Annotated in this window: 15 protein-coding genes and 1 pseudogene; 12 read left to right on the forward strand and 4 right to left on the reverse strand. The window is 65.1% G+C overall.

Going from position 1 to position 17177, the window contains the following annotated elements; translation table 11 throughout:
- The first annotated feature begins 96 nt into the window (after positions 1–96).
- The 3 genes from QA640_RS00605 (at position 97) to QA640_RS00615 (ending at position 3012) form a co-directional block, all read left to right on the forward strand.
- On the forward strand, positions 97–789 hold the full coding sequence (locus tag QA640_RS00605; RefSeq protein ID WP_283038875.1) for a glutathione S-transferase family protein: 693 nt from the start codon (positions 97–99) through the stop codon (positions 787–789).
- The gene (gene queG, locus QA640_RS00610; RefSeq protein WP_283038876.1) at positions 738–1916 is read left to right on the forward strand and encodes a tRNA epoxyqueuosine(34) reductase QueG; all 1179 of its coding nucleotides are present in this window, start codon (positions 738–740) and stop codon (positions 1914–1916) included. Before QA640_RS00605 ends, queG begins: the two co-directional genes overlap by 52 nt.
- A 298-nt stretch (positions 1917–2214) precedes the next feature.
- Positions 2215–3012: an acyl-CoA thioesterase domain-containing protein gene (locus QA640_RS00615; protein WP_283038877.1), complete on the forward strand. Its 798-nt coding sequence runs from the start codon at positions 2215–2217 to the stop codon at positions 3010–3012.
- Between the two features lie 139 nt (positions 3013–3151).
- Here the strand turns inward: QA640_RS00615 and QA640_RS00620 are convergent, their stop codons facing one another.
- A complete protein-coding gene (locus QA640_RS00620) occupies positions 3152–3952 on the reverse strand; it encodes an alpha/beta hydrolase (RefSeq protein ID WP_283038878.1) in 801 nt (266 codons plus the stop codon).
- A gap of 244 nt (positions 3953–4196) precedes the next feature.
- Between QA640_RS00620 and infC the strand changes: the two genes are divergently transcribed.
- The gene (gene infC, locus QA640_RS00625) at positions 4197–4736 is read left to right on the forward strand and encodes a translation initiation factor IF-3 (RefSeq protein ID WP_283043076.1); all 540 of its coding nucleotides are present in this window, start codon (positions 4197–4199) and stop codon (positions 4734–4736) included.
- 232 nt (positions 4737–4968) lie between these two features.
- Here infC and QA640_RS00630 read toward each other — a convergent pair whose 3' ends face one another.
- Positions 4969–5367, reverse strand: coding sequence for a hypothetical protein (locus tag QA640_RS00630; RefSeq protein WP_283038879.1), 399 nt, complete (start codon positions 5365–5367; stop codon positions 4969–4971).
- 286 nt (positions 5368–5653) lie between these two features.
- Here QA640_RS00630 and rpmI point away from each other — a divergent pair, with 286 nt between their 5' ends.
- The 6 genes and pseudogenes from rpmI (at position 5654) to QA640_RS00660 (ending at position 11496) form a co-directional block, all read left to right on the forward strand.
- On the forward strand, positions 5654–5854 hold the full coding sequence (rpmI, locus tag QA640_RS00635; RefSeq protein ID WP_008539890.1) for a 50S ribosomal protein L35: 201 nt from the start codon (positions 5654–5656) through the stop codon (positions 5852–5854).
- Between the two features lie 82 nt (positions 5855–5936).
- The gene (gene rplT, locus QA640_RS00640) at positions 5937–6296 is read left to right on the forward strand and encodes a 50S ribosomal protein L20 (RefSeq protein WP_027528250.1); all 360 of its coding nucleotides are present in this window, start codon (positions 5937–5939) and stop codon (positions 6294–6296) included.
- Between the two features lie 219 nt (positions 6297–6515).
- The gene (pheS, locus tag QA640_RS00645; protein WP_283038880.1) at positions 6516–7598 is read left to right on the forward strand and encodes a phenylalanine--tRNA ligase subunit alpha; all 1083 of its coding nucleotides are present in this window, start codon (positions 6516–6518) and stop codon (positions 7596–7598) included.
- Positions 7599–7819: 221 nt separating this feature from the next.
- Positions 7820–8125 (forward strand): annotated as a pseudogene (locus tag QA640_RS00650) (DUF559 domain-containing protein); the annotation flags it as partial.
- A gap of 136 nt (positions 8126–8261) precedes the next feature.
- On the forward strand, positions 8262–10670 hold the full coding sequence (gene pheT / locus QA640_RS00655; RefSeq protein WP_283038881.1) for a phenylalanine--tRNA ligase subunit beta: 2409 nt from the start codon (positions 8262–8264) through the stop codon (positions 10668–10670).
- 55 nt (positions 10671–10725) lie between these two features.
- Positions 10726–11496: a sulfite exporter TauE/SafE family protein gene (locus QA640_RS00660; RefSeq protein WP_283038882.1), complete on the forward strand. Its 771-nt coding sequence runs from the start codon at positions 10726–10728 to the stop codon at positions 11494–11496.
- A 294-nt stretch (positions 11497–11790) separates the two neighbouring features.
- On the opposite strand, the gene QA640_RS00665 is transcribed toward QA640_RS00660, so the two are convergent.
- A complete protein-coding gene (locus QA640_RS00665; RefSeq protein WP_283038883.1) occupies positions 11791–13173 on the reverse strand; it encodes an NAD(P)/FAD-dependent oxidoreductase in 1383 nt (460 codons plus the stop codon).
- A 191-nt stretch (positions 13174–13364) separates the two neighbouring features.
- Here QA640_RS00665 and QA640_RS00670 point away from each other — a divergent pair, with 191 nt between their 5' ends.
- Positions 13365–14288 (forward strand): YiiX/YebB-like N1pC/P60 family cysteine hydrolase, encoded by a 924-nt coding sequence (locus tag QA640_RS00670; protein ID WP_283038884.1) that lies wholly within the window; start codon positions 13365–13367, stop codon positions 14286–14288.
- A 96-nt stretch (positions 14289–14384) separates the two neighbouring features.
- On the opposite strand, the gene QA640_RS00675 is transcribed toward QA640_RS00670, so the two are convergent.
- Positions 14385–14660: a metal-sensitive transcriptional regulator gene (locus QA640_RS00675; protein ID WP_027525166.1), complete on the reverse strand. Its 276-nt coding sequence runs from the start codon at positions 14658–14660 to the stop codon at positions 14385–14387.
- Positions 14661–14710: 50 nt separating this feature from the next.
- Between QA640_RS00675 and QA640_RS00680 the strand changes: the two genes are divergently transcribed.
- Positions 14711–17161: a heavy metal translocating P-type ATPase gene (locus tag QA640_RS00680; protein WP_283038885.1), complete on the forward strand. Its 2451-nt coding sequence runs from the start codon at positions 14711–14713 to the stop codon at positions 17159–17161.
- Positions 17162–17177: the final 16 nt, after the last annotated feature.

The following is a 17177-nucleotide window of genomic DNA, read 5'->3' on the forward strand; positions in this document are numbered from 1 at the left end:
AAATGCGGAAATCACGGGGTTGCCTCGCGGTTTTGAAGGACTAGTGTGGCGCCGAACATTGATGGATTCTTAATCACCCCCGACATAGTCAAAGACATGTTCACGCTGTTTCATCATCCGTTCTGCCCGCATTCGCGCTTCATTCGCCTGATCATCGGCGAGTACGGGCTCGACCTGAAGCTGGTGGAAGAGCGCGCCTGGGAACGGCGCGAGGCCTTTCTGACGCTCAATCCGGCGGGTACCACCCCGGTGCTGGCGACCGAGGAACAGCCATCCGTTCCGGGCGCCGCCATCATCGCCGAATACCTCGACGAGGCCCATGGCGCCGCGATGGGCGTCAAGCGGCTGATGCCGGAAACAATTGCCGAGCGCATCGAGGTGCGGCGGCTGATGGCGTGGTTCAACGAGAAATTCTTCGAGGAAGTCTCTCATCCTCTGGTGACTGAACGCATCTACAAGCGTTTCATGAGCGAGGAGAATGGCGGCGGCCCGCCTTCCGCGGACGTGATGCGCGCCGCCAAGGCCAATGTGCGCTATCATCTGGCCTATATCGGCTGGCTGGCGCAGACGCGAAATTTCCTCGCCGGCGACCGGCTCACTTACGCGGATCTCGCCGCCGCGGCGCACCTTTCGGCGATCGACTATCTGGGCGACGTGCCATGGAGCGAGGACGAGGCGGCAAAGGCGTGGTACGCGCGGGTGAAATCCCGCCCGTCGTTCCGCCCGCTGCTGAGCGAATGGCTGGCCGGCGTGCCGGCGTCGCGGACCTACGTGGACCTGGATTTCTGACCGAAGCCGGTCTGTCTGACCTGAAGGTGGCGCTTGCGCGCGAAGCGCAAGCCCTGGGCTTCGACTGCATCGGCGTCACCGAGCCCGGCGCGATCGAAGGCGCCGGAAAACACTTCCTCGAGTTCATCGCCTCCGGCGCCCATGGCGACATGGACTGGCTTGCCGCGCAGCCGGAGCGCCGCGTCGATCCGCGCGGGCTGTGGAGCGAGGTGCGCTCCGTGATCATGCTGGGCGTCAACTACGGTCCCGACCAGGATCCGCTGGCGATCCTCAAAGCACGCTCGCGCGCTGCGATCTCGGTCTACGCCCAAGGCGACGACTATCATGACCTGATCAAGAAGCGGTTGAAGGCGCTGGCGCGCTGGCTGGTTGCGACGGCGCCTTGCGAGGTCAAGGTGTTCGTCGACACCGCAGCGGTGATGGAGAAGCCCTTGGCGCAGGCCGCAAGCCTGGGCTGGCAGGGCAAGCACACCAACCTCGTCTCGCGCGAGTTCGGCTCCTGGCTGTTCCTCGGCGCGATCTACACCACGCTGAAACTGCCGCGCGATGACAGCGAGATCGATCACTGCGGCTCGTGCCGCGCGTGCCTCGACATCTGCCCGACCGCGGCATTCCCCGCGCCCTACAAACTCGATGCGCGGCGCTGCATCTCCTATCTGACCATCGAGACCAAGGGACCGATCCCGCGCGAATTCCGCAAGGCCATCGGCAACCGCATCTATGGCTGCGACGATTGCCTCGCCGCCTGCCCCTGGAACAAGTTCGCGCAAGAGGGCCGCGAGGCAAAGCTCGCCGCACGCGAGGCGCTGCGCGCGCCTGATCTGGCCGTACTCGCGCGGCTCGATGATACGGCGTTCCGCAGCCTGTTCACGAAGTCGCCGGTGAAGCGCGTCGGCCGCGACCGCTTCCTGCGCAACGTGCTGATCGCGATCGGCAACTCCGGCCATGCGGCGCTGGCGGAGGAGGCGCGGCGCCTGCTCGCGGATGCGAGCCCCCTGGTGCGTGGCGCAGCCGTGTGGGCGCTGGGGCAGTTACTATCGCGCGAGGAGTTCGCGGCTACGAGAGCGGTTTCGATCGCGAACGAGCATGACGCCAGCGTGCGTGAGGAGTGGCAGGCTGCTTCGTAGCATTCGACTGTTCTGCCCCGCGCAGGCGGAGCATCCAATGCGCCGCAAGCCTCTCCGTATCACTCACCGACTCTGGAATACTGGATCACCCGCTTCCCGCGGGTGATGACAGCGGATGTTGTGGCGACCATCGCACCGCTTCTGATCCTCATCGTGAGGAGCGCGCTTGCGCGCATCTCGAAGGATGCAGGCCGGCGCTCGAGCCGGGCTCTCATGGTTCGAGACGGCGCTTCGCGCCTCCCCACCATGAGGACCACCACACTTGATTTCCGCGCGCGTTCCTTCAAGGTCGCGCGTCATGACGAACATGCCTTTCTTCACGCGCACCGGCGACACATTCCATCCGACGGAAGTTGCCAACGGTCCCTGGGATCCGAAGTCGCTGCACGGACGCGTCATCGTCGGCCTGCTCGGCTTCGGCATCGAGGAGCGCTACTGCGGCCCCGAGTTCGTGCCGGCGCGGCTCACGGTCGACATGTTTCGCCTGCCGACGATCGACAAGCCGGTCGGGATCACCACGCGGCTCGTCCGCGACGGCCTGCGCATTCGCGTGGTCGAAGCGGAATTTGTCTCAGGCGGCGTCAGCATGGCGCGCGCTTCGTGCCAGCTCCTGCGGCGGACGCAGAATCCGGACGGCAACATCTGGTCGCCGCCGAACTGGGATGCGCCGAAGCCTGCCGACATTCCCAAGCCGACCGATCCGCGCCTCGGCATGCACGGCAAATGGACGACGCGCCCGATCACAGGCCATATGGGCTCGCTCGGTCCGCGCCGGCTCTGGATGAGCGAGGTGCGGGAGCTGGTCGAGGGCTTTGCGCTGACGCCGTTCACCCGCGTCGCGGTGGCAGCGGATTTCGCCAGCCCCTTCGCTAATGCCGGCGATCAGGGGCTCGCCTTCATCAACAGCGACGTCACCGTGTACCTGCATCGCCTGCCCGTCACGGAATGGATCGGCTTCGAGGTGGCGAACCATCACTCCGCCGACGGCGTCGCGATCGGCGAATGCTGGCTCTATGACGAAGAGGGTCCGATCGGCACGTCGACGGTGGCCGCACTTGCGCAGCGCAAGCCGATGCCGAATCCGTCGAAGCGGTGAGGCGCGCGCCTTCTCTCCTCCGTCATGCCCCGCGCAGGCGGGGCATCCAGTACGCCGCGGCCTCTCAGTTCAAGCATGACCGTCTCTGGATACTGGATTGCCCGCTTTCCGCGGGCAATGACATCGACTGTGCAACACCTCATCCGATCTCCGCGACCGCGGCAAGGATGCGCAAAATGTCCTGCGGGCGTGACAGGCGATGATCGCCGTCCTGAATCAGCGTCAGCACGACGTCGTCGGCCGGCAAGCGATGCGTCAGCGCAAAGGCGTGCTGCCACGGCACGTCCGGGTCCTTGGCCCCTTGCAGGATGCGCACCGGACAGCCGACATCGATGGCGCTGCCGAGCAGCAGATGGTTGCGACCTTCCTCGATCAGGTTCCGCGTGATCGGATAGGGCGAGCCGTCGCCATATTCGGACGGCCGGAGCCAGGAACCTCTGGTCTCGATCTCCTGCTTTACGTTGGCCGGGAAATTCTTCCACATCAGCTCTTCGGTGAAATCAGGCGCCGGCGCGATCAGCACAAGGCCCGCCAGCGATGCTGTGGCCCGTTGTTTGTCTTGCCGCTTCCTGATCTCGCGCGCGAGCAGCAGCGCCATCCAGCCGCCCATGGAGGAACCGATCAGAACTTGCGGTCCCGCGCAGAATTGCTCGAACACCGCGACGCTCTCCTCGAGCCAGCGCCCGATGGTGCCGTCGGCGAAATCGCCGCCGGATTCGCCGTGGCCGGAATAGTCGAACCGGACCGAGGCGCGGCCATGCGCCACCGCCCAACCGTCCAGCGCCACCGCCTTGGTGCCCTGCATGTCCGATTTGAAACCGCCGAGCCAGAACAGCCCAGGCCCCTTCCCGGCCCGGGTGCGGACCGCGATCCTCCGCGGCAATGGGCCCTCGCCCACATCGATGAAGGTGAGAGCTTGGTCAGCGGTCGAGTTGGTCATGGAACGTTTACTCTTGCTGTGTGGTTTGAGCTGTCCGGCGCCACCGCAATAGGTCGGCATCGGCATTGGCCCTTAGGGACGCTTGCGGAACTGGGACAAGGTGTCTATGTCGAGCGACGTGCGATTGGGCGTGACCAAAATGCCTCGCATTTGAGGGTTTCGCGTGCGGCAGGCGGGACTTGCTTGCCCGCAGACGCAGCTTCCTTCAGACTACCCGCTTCGTTCACAACTTTGGAGAACCAACATTCGCCGTCCCAATAGAGCCCCGGCCCCTGCCGCCAAAGACGGGCCGCGCATCAATGATGATATTCGCAATGCGCAGATCCAGCTGATCGATCACACCGGCGCCAACCAAGGCACCGTCGAGACCATGGTCGCCATCAAGATGGCGCAGGAAGCCGGCATGGATCTCGTGGAAATTTCGCCGAATACCAGCCCTCCCGTCTGCAAGATTATGGACTACGGGAAGTATAAGTATTCCGCCCAAAAAAAAGCCGCTGAAGCCCGCAAGCGGCAGAAGACCGTCGAGATCAAGGAGATCAAGCTCCGCCCGATGATCGACGATCACGACTACGACGTGAAGATGCGCGCGATGCAGCGGTTCTTCGAAGAGGGCGACAAGGTCAAGATCACGCTGCGTTATCGCGGCCGCGAGATGGCGCATCAGGAGATCGGCACCAAGCTTTTGGACAAGATCAAGAGCGACGTCGCCGAGCTCGCCAAGGTCGAGCAGGACGCCAGGTTCGAGGGCCGCCAGGTCGTCATGGTGCTGGCGCCGCGCTGACGCCGGCCTTTAGCAGCCGAAATTTCAACGGCCCGTCCGGATCTCCGGCGGGCCGTTTGGTTTTGTCGAGGTAGTGCCCGCGGGCGCTGCTGCACCCTCTCCCGCTTGCGGGAGGGGGTGGCGCGAAGCGCCGGGTGAGGGCTCTCGCCTCTTGGGGTTCTCGCGAGAGGAGACACCCTCTCCCCGACCCTCCACCGCGGGCGGGGGAGGGAGCGCACCAAGCGCTCGGCGATTACGTCCGCGTCGCCTGCCAGGTGCCGCTGCACTGGTCGCCGGAGATGATGCCCCTCCACGACCCGGCGCCGTTCACGCCGGCAAGCCGGCCGCCGCCGCTGGCATGGGAGGCGCCGACCGAAACCCGAACGGCAACGGAACCGGCGCGGTTGACGGAGCCGGACACCCGGCCGCCGCCGGCGGAGATCACGCGGCTGCCGGTCACCGTAAAGGGGACGCTGTAGCCGGAGCTGCAGTTGCCGCGCGTGGTGGCGAAGGTGACGTTCCAGACCCCGTCATAGCCGCCGGCCTTGGCATCGGCGGCGGTCGGCGCGGCCGCACCGAGCACGGTAAGGAGTGCGACCGCGGTGAGGCGGGGAAAAGCACGAGGCAAGAGCGATTGCGGAAAATGAGGCATTTTGGTCCTGCTCCAGCAGCAAGGCATGAAGATGAGGCTGGTAACCTCAAATAGTCGGACGGCCCGTTTCAGCGGTTCATCGTTGCCATTTGGCTCTGGCTCTGCCATAAGCCCAGCCTTCATCGCCCGGCTGATTTAAGGGCTGCCGTGGCGGTGCCCGTGCGGGCTTCGCGCTGATTTGCCTGGCAAGTCGCAAAAACCCGAGCACAATCAACGCTCTAACGAGCATTTTGACGGCCAGCCGCCTTCGCGGGCGGTACTCTGTTGTGGCCATTAGGAGAGCCAAATGCCCAAGTTGAAGACCAAGTCGGGCGCCAAAAAGCGCTTCAAGGTGACTGCCACCGGCAAAGTGATGCATGCCCAGCGCGGCAAGCGTCACGGCATGATCAAGCGGACGAAGAAGCAGATCCGTCAGCTCCGCGGCACCCGCGTGCTGTTCAAGACCGACGGCGACAACGTCAAGAAGTACTTCTTGCCGAACGCCTGATCGCGTCCACGATCAATTCAGCCGAGCCGCAGGTATCTGCGGCGCTTCCGAAAACCAAAGTCATCTCTGAAGGATTTTTGTCATGTCTCGCGTCAAACGCGGTGTGACCGCCCACGCCAAGCACAAGAAGGTCTACAAGGCCGCCAAGGGTTTTTATGGCCGCCGCAAGAACACGATCCGCGCCGCCAAGCCGGCCGTCGAGAAGGCCGCGCAGTACGCCTTCCGCGACCGCAAACGCCGCAAGCGCACCTTCCGCGCGCTCTGGATCCAGCGTCTCAATGCCGCCGTACGTCCGTTCGGCTTGACCTACAGCCGATTTATCGACGGTCTTGCCAAGTCGGGCATCACCGTGGACCGCAAGGTGCTGTCGGATCTCGCGATCCGCGAGCCCGCCGCGTTCCAGGCGATCGCCGAGAAGGCCAAGGCCGCGCTGGCGGCGTAAGCCGTCCTTTGACTGTGCTCTGCGCAGTTTTCAAGCCGTGATGGCCCGGGCAGAGGCGCGTTGTCGCGCTTTAACTGCCCCGGCCGTCATTTCTCGCGCAAACACACTTCTCAGACGTGGATGCCCGGCGAATCTAACGCGAAGACGCGCTTCGCGCTTTTGGGCCGGGTGTGACGGGCTAGGAGCATCGGCTAAGCATCCTGGCCAAAAGGGATTGCCATGACCGATCTTGCCACCCTCGAATCTCAGATCATCGCCGATGTCGCGGCCGCCAACGACGAGGCGGCGCTCGAGGCCGTCCGCGTCGCCGCGCTCGGCAAGAAGGGCTCGATCTCCGCGCTGCTCGCCACGCTCGGAAAAATGTCGCCCGACGAGCGCAAGACGCAGGGCGCCGCGATCAACCAGGCCAAGGACAAGGTCACGCAGGCACTCGCCGCGCGGCGCGACGTCCTGAAGTCGGCAGCGCTCGATGCACGGCTCGCCGCCGAGACCATCGACGTCACCTTGCCCCTGCGCGACGCTGCGACTGAGGCCGGCCGCATCCATCCGCTCAGCCAGGTCTGGGACGAACTGACCACGATCTTCGCCGACATGGGTTTTTCGGTCGCCGAAGGCCCCGATGTCGAGACCGACGACTACAACTTCACGAAGCTCAACTTCCCGGTCGGCCATCCCGCGCGCGAGATGCACGACACCTTCTTCTTCCATCCGAAGGAGGACGGCTCACGCATGCTTCTGCGCACCCACACCTCGCCGGTGCAGGTGCGCACCATGTTGAGCCAGAAGCCGCCGATCCGCGTGATCTGCCCGGGCCGCACCTACCGCATCGATTCGGATGCGACCCACACGCCGCAGTTCCACCAGGTCGAGGGGCTCGTGATCGACAAGAGCTCGCATCTCGGCCACCTCAAGTGGATCCTGCACGAGTTCTGCAAGGCATTCTTCGAGGTCGACCACATCAACATGCGCTTCCGCCCGTCGTTCTTCCCGTTCACCGAGCCGTCGCTGGAAGTCGACATCCAGTGCCGCCGCGACAAGGGCGAGATCCGCTTCGGCGAAGGCGAGGACTGGCTCGAGATTCTCGGCTGCGGCATGGTGCATCCGAACGTACTGCGTGCCTGCGGCATCGATCCCGACGAGTACCAGGGCTTTGCCTGGGGCATGGGCATCGACCGTATCGCCATGCTGAAATACGGCATCGCGGATCTGCGCCAGCTCTTCGACAGCGACGTCCGCTGGCTGTCCCACTATGGCTTCAAGCCGCTCGAAGTCCCGACGCTGGCAGGAGGGCTGAGCTCGTGATGCTCGGTCTCCAGCAAGAGCTTGCGAAGACTCTCTCCGTTCCCTGTGCGGAGACAGCCCTCTCCCTGCCCCTCCCCCGCAAGCGGGGGAGGGAATGGATGGAGCGCGCGCGTGGCGTTCGTCTCATGGGTACGTATGCTCTGTCGGCTCGACAGGCCGAGCCCCCTCCCCCGCTTGCGGGGGAGGGTTGGGGTGAGGGTGTCTCCTCGATGGGGTTGTCAATGGTCGATCCAGATCATCCGGACTGGAAAGTGCCGCCCAAGCTCCGCGCCAATGCGCGCGCGCTCAGACGCAATTCGACTGATGCAGAGCGTATCCTCTGGTCGGAGCTGCGCGCCGGCCGATTGAACGGCGTGAATTTTCGCCGCCAGGTCGCGATCGAGAATTACATCGCCGATTTCGTCTGCCACGCGGCCAAGCTCGTGATCGAGCTCGACGGCGGCCAACACTTCTCGGACGAAGGCGAACGCGCCGACGAGCGGCGATCTGCCGTGATCGAAGCGAAGGGCTTCAAGGTGCTCCGCTTCAGCAATCACGATGTGATGACAAATCGTGTCGGCGTTCTCGAAACAATCGCTACAGCCATCGTGGAGAGCGCCCCCACCCCAGCCCTCCCCGCAAGCGGAAGGGGGAGAAGACCGTCCCCGTGGAGAAAAAGCGGCCATGAAATTCACCCTCTCCTGGCTGAAGGATCATCTCGACACCGACGAGCCGCTGGAAAAGCTCGCCGAGAAGCTCACCATGATCGGGCTCGAGGTCGAGAACATCGAGGACAAGGCGAAGGCGCTGAAGCCGTTCACGATCGCGAAGGTGATTTCCGCCGAGCAGCATCCGAATGCCGATCGCCTGCGCGTCTGCATGGTCGACACCGGTGACGGCGGTGCGCCGGTGCAGGTCGTCTGCGGCGCGCCGAATGCGCGCACCGGGCTCGTCAGCGTGTTCTCAGCTCCCGGGACCTACATTCCCGGCAAGGACATCACGCTCGGCGTCGGCACCATCCGCGGCGTCGAGAGCCGCGGCATGCTCTGCTCGGCGGCCGAATTGCAGATCTCGAACGACCATGACGGCATCATGGAATTGCCGGCGGACGCGCCCGTCGGCGCTCCCTATGCCGAATGGGCCGGCCTCGGCGATCCCGTCATCGAGATCAACCTGACGCCGAACCGGCAGGACTGCACTGGCGTGCATGGCATCGCGCGCGATCTTGCCGCGGCTGACATGGGCAAGTTCAAGGACCCCACCATCAAGGCCGTGAAGGGTGAATTCCCCTGCCCGGTGAAGGTGAGCGTCGAGGACACGACGCTGTGCCCGGGCTTCGCGCTGCGTCTGGTGCGCGGGGTAAAGAACGGCCCGTCGCCGGAATGGCTGCAAAAGCGGTTGACCGCGATCGGGCTGCGCCCGATCAACGCGCTGGTCGACATCACCAATTTCATGACCTTCGATCGCGCGCGCCCCTTGCACGTGTTCGACGCCAAGAAGGTGAGAGGCAATCTCGTCGTGCGCCGCGCGCGCGACGGCGAGAGCCTGCTCGCGCTCGACGGCCGCACCTACAATCTCGATTCCAACATCTGCGTGATCTCGGACGAGCACGGCGTCGAATCGCTCGCGGGCATCATGGGCGGCGAGGCCTCGGGCTGCGACGAGAACACCACCGACGTGCTGATCGAATCGGCGCTCTGGAACGAGATCAACATCGCGCAGACCGGCCGCAAGCTCGGCATCAATTCGGATGCGCGCTACCGTTTCGAACGCGGCGTCGATCCGGCCTTCATGGTGCCGGGCCTGGAGCTTGCGACCAGGCTGGTGATGGAGATGTGCGGCGGCGCCCCGTCGGAAACGTTCGTCACCGGCAAGGCGTTCGGCGATGACCGCGTGATCGATTTCCCGCTGTCCGAGGTCAAGCGGCTGTCCGGGATCGAGGTGCCGCAGGTCGAGATGAAGCGCATTCTGAGCCATCTCGGCTTCATGATGGCGGGCTCGGGTCCGACCGTGAAGGTCGCTGTTCCCTCCTGGCGCACCGACGTGCACGGCAAGGCCGACATCGTCGAGGAGATCGTCCGCATCTTTGGCGTCGACAAGGTGCCGGAAACGCCGTTCGAGCGCGGCGAGGATGCGCGCAAACCGGTGCTGACGGCACCACAGCTCCGCACCCGCCGCGCCAGGCGCGCACTCGCGAACCGCGGCATGGTCGAGGCGGTGACGTGGTCGTTCATTGCCAAGCCGGTGGCCGAGCTGTTCGGCGGCGGTCAGCGCGAGCTCGAGCTTGCCAACCCGATCGCATCTGATCTCTCCGACATGCGGCCCAGCCTGCTGCCGGGACTGATCGCCGCGGCGCAGGCCAATGCCGATCGCGGCTTCGGCGACGTCGCGCTGTTCGAGGTCGGCCAGCTTTTCAAGGGCGATCGTCCGCAGGATCAGTTCATGGCCGCGTCCGGCGTCCGTCGCGGCTTTGCATCATCAGAGGGTCTCGGCCGTCACTGGTCCGGCTCGGCCGCCGCCGACGCGTTCGACGTCAAGGCCGATGCGCTCTCGGTGCTCGCCGCGGCCGGCGCGCCGATGCAAGCGCTGCAGATCGTTGCCGGTGGACCAAACTGGCTGCACCCCGGGCGCTCCGGCACCATCCAGATCGGCCCGCAGAACGTGCTCGGCTATTTCGGCGAGATGCACCCGCGCGCGCTGGAGGCGCTCGGCGCCGACGGCCCCGTGATGGCGTTCGAGGTGATCCTCGATCGCATTCCCGAGGCCAAGAAGAAGCCGACGCGGGCTAAGCCCGTGATCGAGCTGTCTGCGTTCCAACCGGTCTCGCGCGACTTCGCCTTCATCGTCGATCGCGGCGTGAAGGCCGGCGATATCGTGCGCACGGCGCAAAATGTCGACAGGAAACTGATCACCGCGGTCAACGTGTTCGACGTCTATGAGGGCAAGGGCATCGACGACGGCAAGAAGTCGATCGCGATCGCGGTGACGATCCAGCCGCGGGAGAAGACGCTGACCGACCAGGAGATCGAGGCCGTAGCCGCCAAGATCGCGGCCGAGGTGACGAAGAAGACCGGCGGTATCCTGCGAGCATGATGCCGAATAGTGTGAGGCGGTTTTCTCACGACGTCATGCTCAGAAGTCATGGAGCATGAGTCTGACCGACCTTCTGCCGAAGGACGTCGGTCTTGCGACGGCGCTGGCGATCTGCGTCGTCGCCCTCGTCTCGAGCACCGCGCGCGGCTTCTCGGGCTTCGGCTCGGCGTTGATCTTCATGCCGCTTGCGAGCAGCGTCGCGCCGCCACGGCTGGTCGCGGCGCTGCTGCTGATCATCGATTTCGTCGCCGCCGCGCCGCTGCTGCCAGACGCCTGGCGCAAGGCCGACCGCAAGGCGACGGCGGTGATCGTGCTGGGCGCGCTGATCGGCGTGCCGATCGGCACCTATTTCCTCAGCGTACTCGATCCCGTCACGACGCGCTGGATCATCTCCGGGTTTGTCGCGGCGCTGTTGATGCTGCTGTTGTCGGGCTGGCGCTATCGCGGCAAGGATCACGCCTGGCTTTCGGTCGGCATTGGCGGCCTCTCCGGCTTTTGCAGCGGGCTCGCGCAAACCGGCGGCCCGCCGATCGTCGGCTACTGGCTCGGCCGTCCCATTGCCGCCACGGTCGCCCGTGCCAACATCGTATTGTTCTTCGGCGCCTCGGATTTCTTTTCCATGGTGAGCTACGCAATGAGCGGCCTGATCACGCGCGATGCGGTCCTGCTCTCCCTCGTCGTCGGCCCGGTCTATGCGGCAGGCGTGGCCTTCGGCGCGTCACTGTTCGGCCGTGCCAGCGAAAAAGTGTTTCGCGCCATCTGCTACGCGCTGATCGCAATGGCCGTCATTTTCGGGCTGCCGGCGCTCGACGGGGCGTTGCGCTAAAGCATGATCCGGAAAAAGTGCGAAGCGGTTTTCCCTCGCGACAAACGCGGAACGCGTTTGCGGGGAGATCATGCGCAAACAACAACCTGAAGCGCGATGACGATTCATCCTAATCTCATTGCGCTTTAGCCTTACTGCGTCATAAACGCTCTAACTCCTCATCCTGAGGAGCTTGCGAAGCAAGCGTCTCGAAGGATGTGGGCCACAGGCGGGGCCTCATGGGCCTCATGGTTCGAGTCGCGCTCCTCACCATGAGGGTTAGTGACACAGTAAGATTAGGACCGCCTCCGCCGGTTAGTGCTTTTGCCGCCGCTTGGTTGATTGAGTCGGAACGTCGACCGACTCGTCCCTCAGCGCACCGATGCGGTGGAGCGCGGCTTCGGCGGCGCGCTCGCCGCTCTCCCAGGCGCCGTCAACGGTGCCCCACAGCGTGTCGTGCGTGGCTTCGCCGGCGAGATACATGCAGCCGATCGGCTCGGTCAGGATTTTTCGCGAAAGCTGGCCGCCCGGCGCGGACGCCGACATCGCGCCCATCACGAAGGGCGAGGCATTCCAGCGCGTTGCGCTGATCTTCTTGATTCCCATTGTGGCCTCGCTGCCGAACAGCTTTGTCAGCCATTCCCTGGCGAATGCGGCCATCGCCTGCTCGCCCTGTTCCGACAAGTCGCGGCCGAAGGAACCGCCGACGTCGATCGAGCACAGCGAGGAGCCGCCGATATTGGCAAACAAAAGCGCGGTGCGCGTCGAATTGCTCTGCTCGATCAGCATGTCGTCGCGCGCGAGCCCGAGCGGATTGCCCGGCAGTTGCAGCACGATGTGATCATAACTGCCGAGGCTGAGCTTGGAGGCTGCATCGAGCGTGCGCTTGGGGATATCGGGCGCGAACTTGATCGCCCCTGCGGTGAGCACATTGGTCGAGACCGTGATGATGGCGGCGCGCGCGACGATCTTGCCGGCTGACGTTTCGACGCTGACGTCGCGGTTGCTCCAGACGATGCGGCTCGCCGGCGTCGACAGCGCGACCGGCGTCTGCTCGCCGAGCTTGGTGATCAGCGTGCCCAGTCCCTGCTTGCACGCGATCGTGGAATTGCGGTCCTGCGCGCGCGCCTTGTCGATCGCCGAAAGCTCCTTGAGGTCCTTGCCGGCGAAGCTCGCGCCCAGCAAGAACTCGGCCGTGCCCGCCCAGTCGCCGAGGTCCTTCGGCAGCACCGACGCGCAGGACGTATCGAGCTTGCCGCGCGAGGCTTCATCAATGGCGCGATTGGCGCGCACCAGTGCCGCCAGAAACTCTTCGGTCTCGCCGGCGCGCGCGTTGCGGCGGCCGATGCGCATCTTCTGGCCGGCGGGGGCCGGCGACACGTCGAGACCGACGCTGCGCGCAAGGCGGATCATCGGGTTGGTGTCGGGGTTGTGCATCCAGCGCGCACCGCGATCGAATGCCGTATCGAACGTGGCGCCGTCCGTGATGCAGCGGCCGCCGATCTGGCTTGCCGCTTCCACCACCACGACCTTGCGATTGGCCGCCATCACTCGCCGCGCTGCAGCGATGCCCGCCGCGCCGGCGCCGATCACGACGATGTCAGCCTCGCGCGGCAGGGTTGCCGCTGTCGCGCGCAGGATCGGGGAAGCGGCGAACGCCGCCGACGCCGATAGGAAGCTGCGGCGCGTGATTGTCATCTCATGGTTTCCGGGGACTTGAAGGGAACGGGAACAGCTAGCGAACCTTGCCGTATCTGGCGCAGCGCGGCAACCATCATGGTGAATCAATCGTACTTGATCGCTGCGCGCGATGAACCAAATTGCAACGCGTATCGACCATGATAAGAGAAGGGAAAAAGGCAGCCGGAAAAGGCTGCGGGGAGCTCGCGATGGGGACCGTCCTAGACTCAGTCGGCAAGCTGATTGCCGCGTACCTCTCCAAGGAGGTGCCGGGCTACGAGCCGTTCACGCCGAGCGATCCCGAGCATCTGCGCGGCGTCATCCAGCCCGGCGACGTCCTGCTGGTCGAGGGCAACAACCGCATCTCCGGCATCATCAAATATCTCACGCAATCGACCTGGTCGCATGCCGCGCTCTATGTCGGGCCCGTCGAGGGCGCGGAGGAGCCCAATGGCGAGCAGCATGTGCTGATCGAAGCCAATATCGGCGAAGGCGTCACCTCCGCGCCGCTGTCGAAATATTTTCCGTACCACACCCGGCTGTGCCGTCCGGTGGGACTGTCCTACGAGGACCGCACCGCCGTCTGCCGCTATGCCGTCAACCGCATCGGCTTCGGCTACGACACCAAGAACATCCTGGACCTGATGCGCTATCTGTTTCCGCTGCCGATCCCGCAGCGCTGGCGGCGGCGCATGATCGCGATTGGCTCGGGCGATCCGACCAAGATCATCTGCTCGGCGCTGATCGCGCAAGCTTTTGACGCGGTGCGCTATCCGATCCTGCCCAAGATCACCAAGGCGGGCAGCCGCCAGGCCAAGCGCGAAATCCTGCACATCCGCGATTCCTCGCTCTACATGCCCCGCGACTTCGACATCTCGCCCTATTTCGAGGTCGTCAAACCCACCATCGTGCATGGCTTCGACTACACCGCCTTGCACTGGGCCGACAAACAGAAGCCGCTCGAGGAGGTGGCGGGCACTTTCAGTGTGTTTCCAGAAGCGCTCCGTTCGCCGCCGCTCGTTCCTGAAGCGCCTGACGAAAAAGCGCCGGCTGAGGTTCCGGCTGAAGAAATGAGTGCGGCCAAGGCCGATATCGCCGCGCGCGTTCCAGTCAAGGAACGTTTTGCATTGTGAAAGACCATCGCCATGTACCGCCCCCGGCGCCGTGCGCCCGATTTCGCGGCGTGAGGGCGACCCCCAAAGTCGTCCTGGCGAACCAGGCTGTGAAAACTACCGCTCCGCGCGGCTGATGACCGCCATCAGTTCCGCGATCTTTTCCCGCTGATCCGTCTTGTTGCCGCTCGAGATCGCGTGCTCGACGCAGTGCGCCACGTGATCTTTCAGGATCTCCTCCTCGACGCGGCGCAGCGCGGCGCGCACCGCAGAAATCTGCGTCACGATGTCGATGCAGTAGCGGTCCTCGTCGACCATCTTGGAGAGGCCGCGGACCTGTCCTTCGATCCGGCCCAGACGTTTGCCGACGGATGCCTTGATGTCCTTGCGCATCGGGTCTATATACCCCTACCGGGTATGGGTTGCAAGGGCGGAGCACTGCAATGAACGAAGCCGAACACAAGCAGGCCGACGCAGCTGCTAAGCCCTCCGGATGCGGTTGTTCGGCCAAGGCTGCCCCGCCGGCGGAAAAGCCCGCGGCATCATCGTGCTGCGGCGGCCATGGCGATCACGCCGGTCACGATCATCGCCATCACGCTGCGTCCAGCGACAAGGTCCGCGATCCCGTCTGCGGCATGATGGTCGATCCCGCAACATCAAGGCATCGCTTCGAACATCACGGCGAGACCTTCCATTTCTGCTCCGCCGGTTGCCGCACCAAATTCGCGGCCGACCCCGCCAGGTATCTCGTCAACAAGACGCCCGAGCCCGCGATGCCCGCGGGCACCATCTACACCTGTCCGATGCATCCGGAGATCCGCCAGGTCGGTCCCGGAAGCTGCCCGATCTGCGGCATGGCGCTGGAGCCGGAGGTGGCGAGCCTCGACACCGGCCCCAATCGCGAGCTCGCCGACATGACGCAGCGGTTCTGGATCGGCGGCGCGCTGGCATTGCCGCCGGTCGTGCTCGAAATGGGCGGCCATCTCGCCGGCCCGCACAACTGGGTCGATCCGACGCTATCGAACTGGATCCAGCTCGTGTTCGCAACACCCGTCGTGCTGTGGGCCGGCTGGCCGTTCTTCGTACGCGGCTGGCAATCGCTCCTCACGCGCAACCTCAACATGTTCACGCTGATCGCGATGGGCACGGGCGTCGCCTACGTCTACAGCCTGTTCGGCACGCTGGCGCCGCAGAGTTTCCCCGCGAACTTCCGCGGCCACGGTGGTGCGGTCGCGGTCTATTTCGAGGCCGCCGCTGTCATCACCGTGCTGGTGCTGCTCGGCCAGGTGCTGGAGCTGCGCGCCCGGGACGCGACATCAGGCGCGATCAAGGCCCTGCTCCAGCTCGCACCAAAGACCGCGCGGCGCGTCGAGCCTGATGGCAGCGAGCACGAGGTCGAGATCGACACGCTTCATGCCGGCGACCGCTTGCGCGTCCGCCCCGGCGAGAAGGTACCGGTCGACGGCCTCCTGCTGGAAGGACGTTCCTCGCTCGATGAATCGCTCGTCACCGGCGAATCCATGCCGGTCACCAAGGAGGTCGGCGCGAAAGTCATCGCTGGCACGCTGAACCAGTCCGGCAGCTTCATCATGCGCGCCGAAAAGGTCGGGCGTGAGACGCTGCTGTCGCAGATCGTGCAGATGGTTGCCGACGCCCAGCGTTCGCGCGCGCCGATCCAGCGTCTCGCCGACCAGGTCGCGGGCTGGTTCGTGCCGACGGTGATCGCCGTCGCCATCATCGCATTCGCCGCGTGGGCCTGGTTCGGGCCGGAGCCGCGGCTCGCCTTCGGCCTCGTCGCGGCCGTCAGCGTCCTCATCATCGCCTGCCCCTGCGCACTTGGCCTCGCAACCCCGATGTCGATCATGGTTGGGGTCGGCCGCGGCGCGCAGGCCGGAGTTCTCATCAAGAACGCCGAAGCGCTCGAGCGGATGGAGAAGATCGACACGCTGGTGGTCGACAAGACCGGCACGCTGACCGAAGGCAAGCCGAAGGTGGTGAGGATCGTTCCGGCTCAAGGCTTTGCCGAGGATGACATCCTGCGCCTTGCCGCCAGCGTCGAACGCGCCAGCGAGCATCCGCTGGCCGATGCGGTTGTGCGGGCGGCGAAGGAGAAGCAGCTCAGCCTCGGCGAGGTCGATCAGTTCGATTCGCCGACCGGCAAGGGCGCGACCGGCATGGTCGACGGCAAGACCATCGCGCTCGGCAACGCAAAATATTTTGCCGCGATCGGCATCGATACGCGGTCGCTCGATGCGGAGGGAGAGCGGCTGCGCCAGGACGGCGCGACCGTGATCAACATGGCGGTCGACGGCAGGCTGGCCGGGCTGTTCGCGATCGCCGATCCGGTCAAGGCGTCGACCCCGCAGGCCCTGAAGGATCTCGCCGCCGAGGGCATCAAGGTCATCATGCTGACCGGCGACAACCGCACCACGGCCGAGGCCGTTGCGCGCAGGCTCGGCATTGCCGACGTCGAGGCCGAGGTGCTGCCGGATCAGAAGGGCGTGGTGGTGACCAGGCTTCAGACATCGGGCCGTTCCGTCGCGATGGCCGGCGACGGCGTCAACGACGCGCCGGCGCTGGCGGCGGCCGAGGTCGGCATCGCCATGGGCACTGGCACGGACGTGGCCATGGAAAGCGCCGGCGTCACCCTGCTCAAGGGTGATCTCACGGGAATCGTTCGCGCGCGAAAACTGTCGCAGGCGACGATGCGCAACATCCGGCAAAACCTGTTCTTCGCCTTCATCTACAACGCGGCCGGGATCCCGATCGCGGCCGGCATCCTCTATCCGGCCTTCGGCATCCTGCTGTCGCCGATCATCGCGGCCGCCGCGATGGCGCTGTCGTCGGTCAGCGTCGTCGGCAACGCGCTGAGGCTTCGCGCAACACGGCTGTGATGTGCGCGAAATCCGT

This window comes from Bradyrhizobium sp. CB82, from assembly GCF_029714405.1.
In the GTDB taxonomy this organism is placed as follows: domain Bacteria; phylum Pseudomonadota; class Alphaproteobacteria; order Rhizobiales; family Xanthobacteraceae; genus Bradyrhizobium.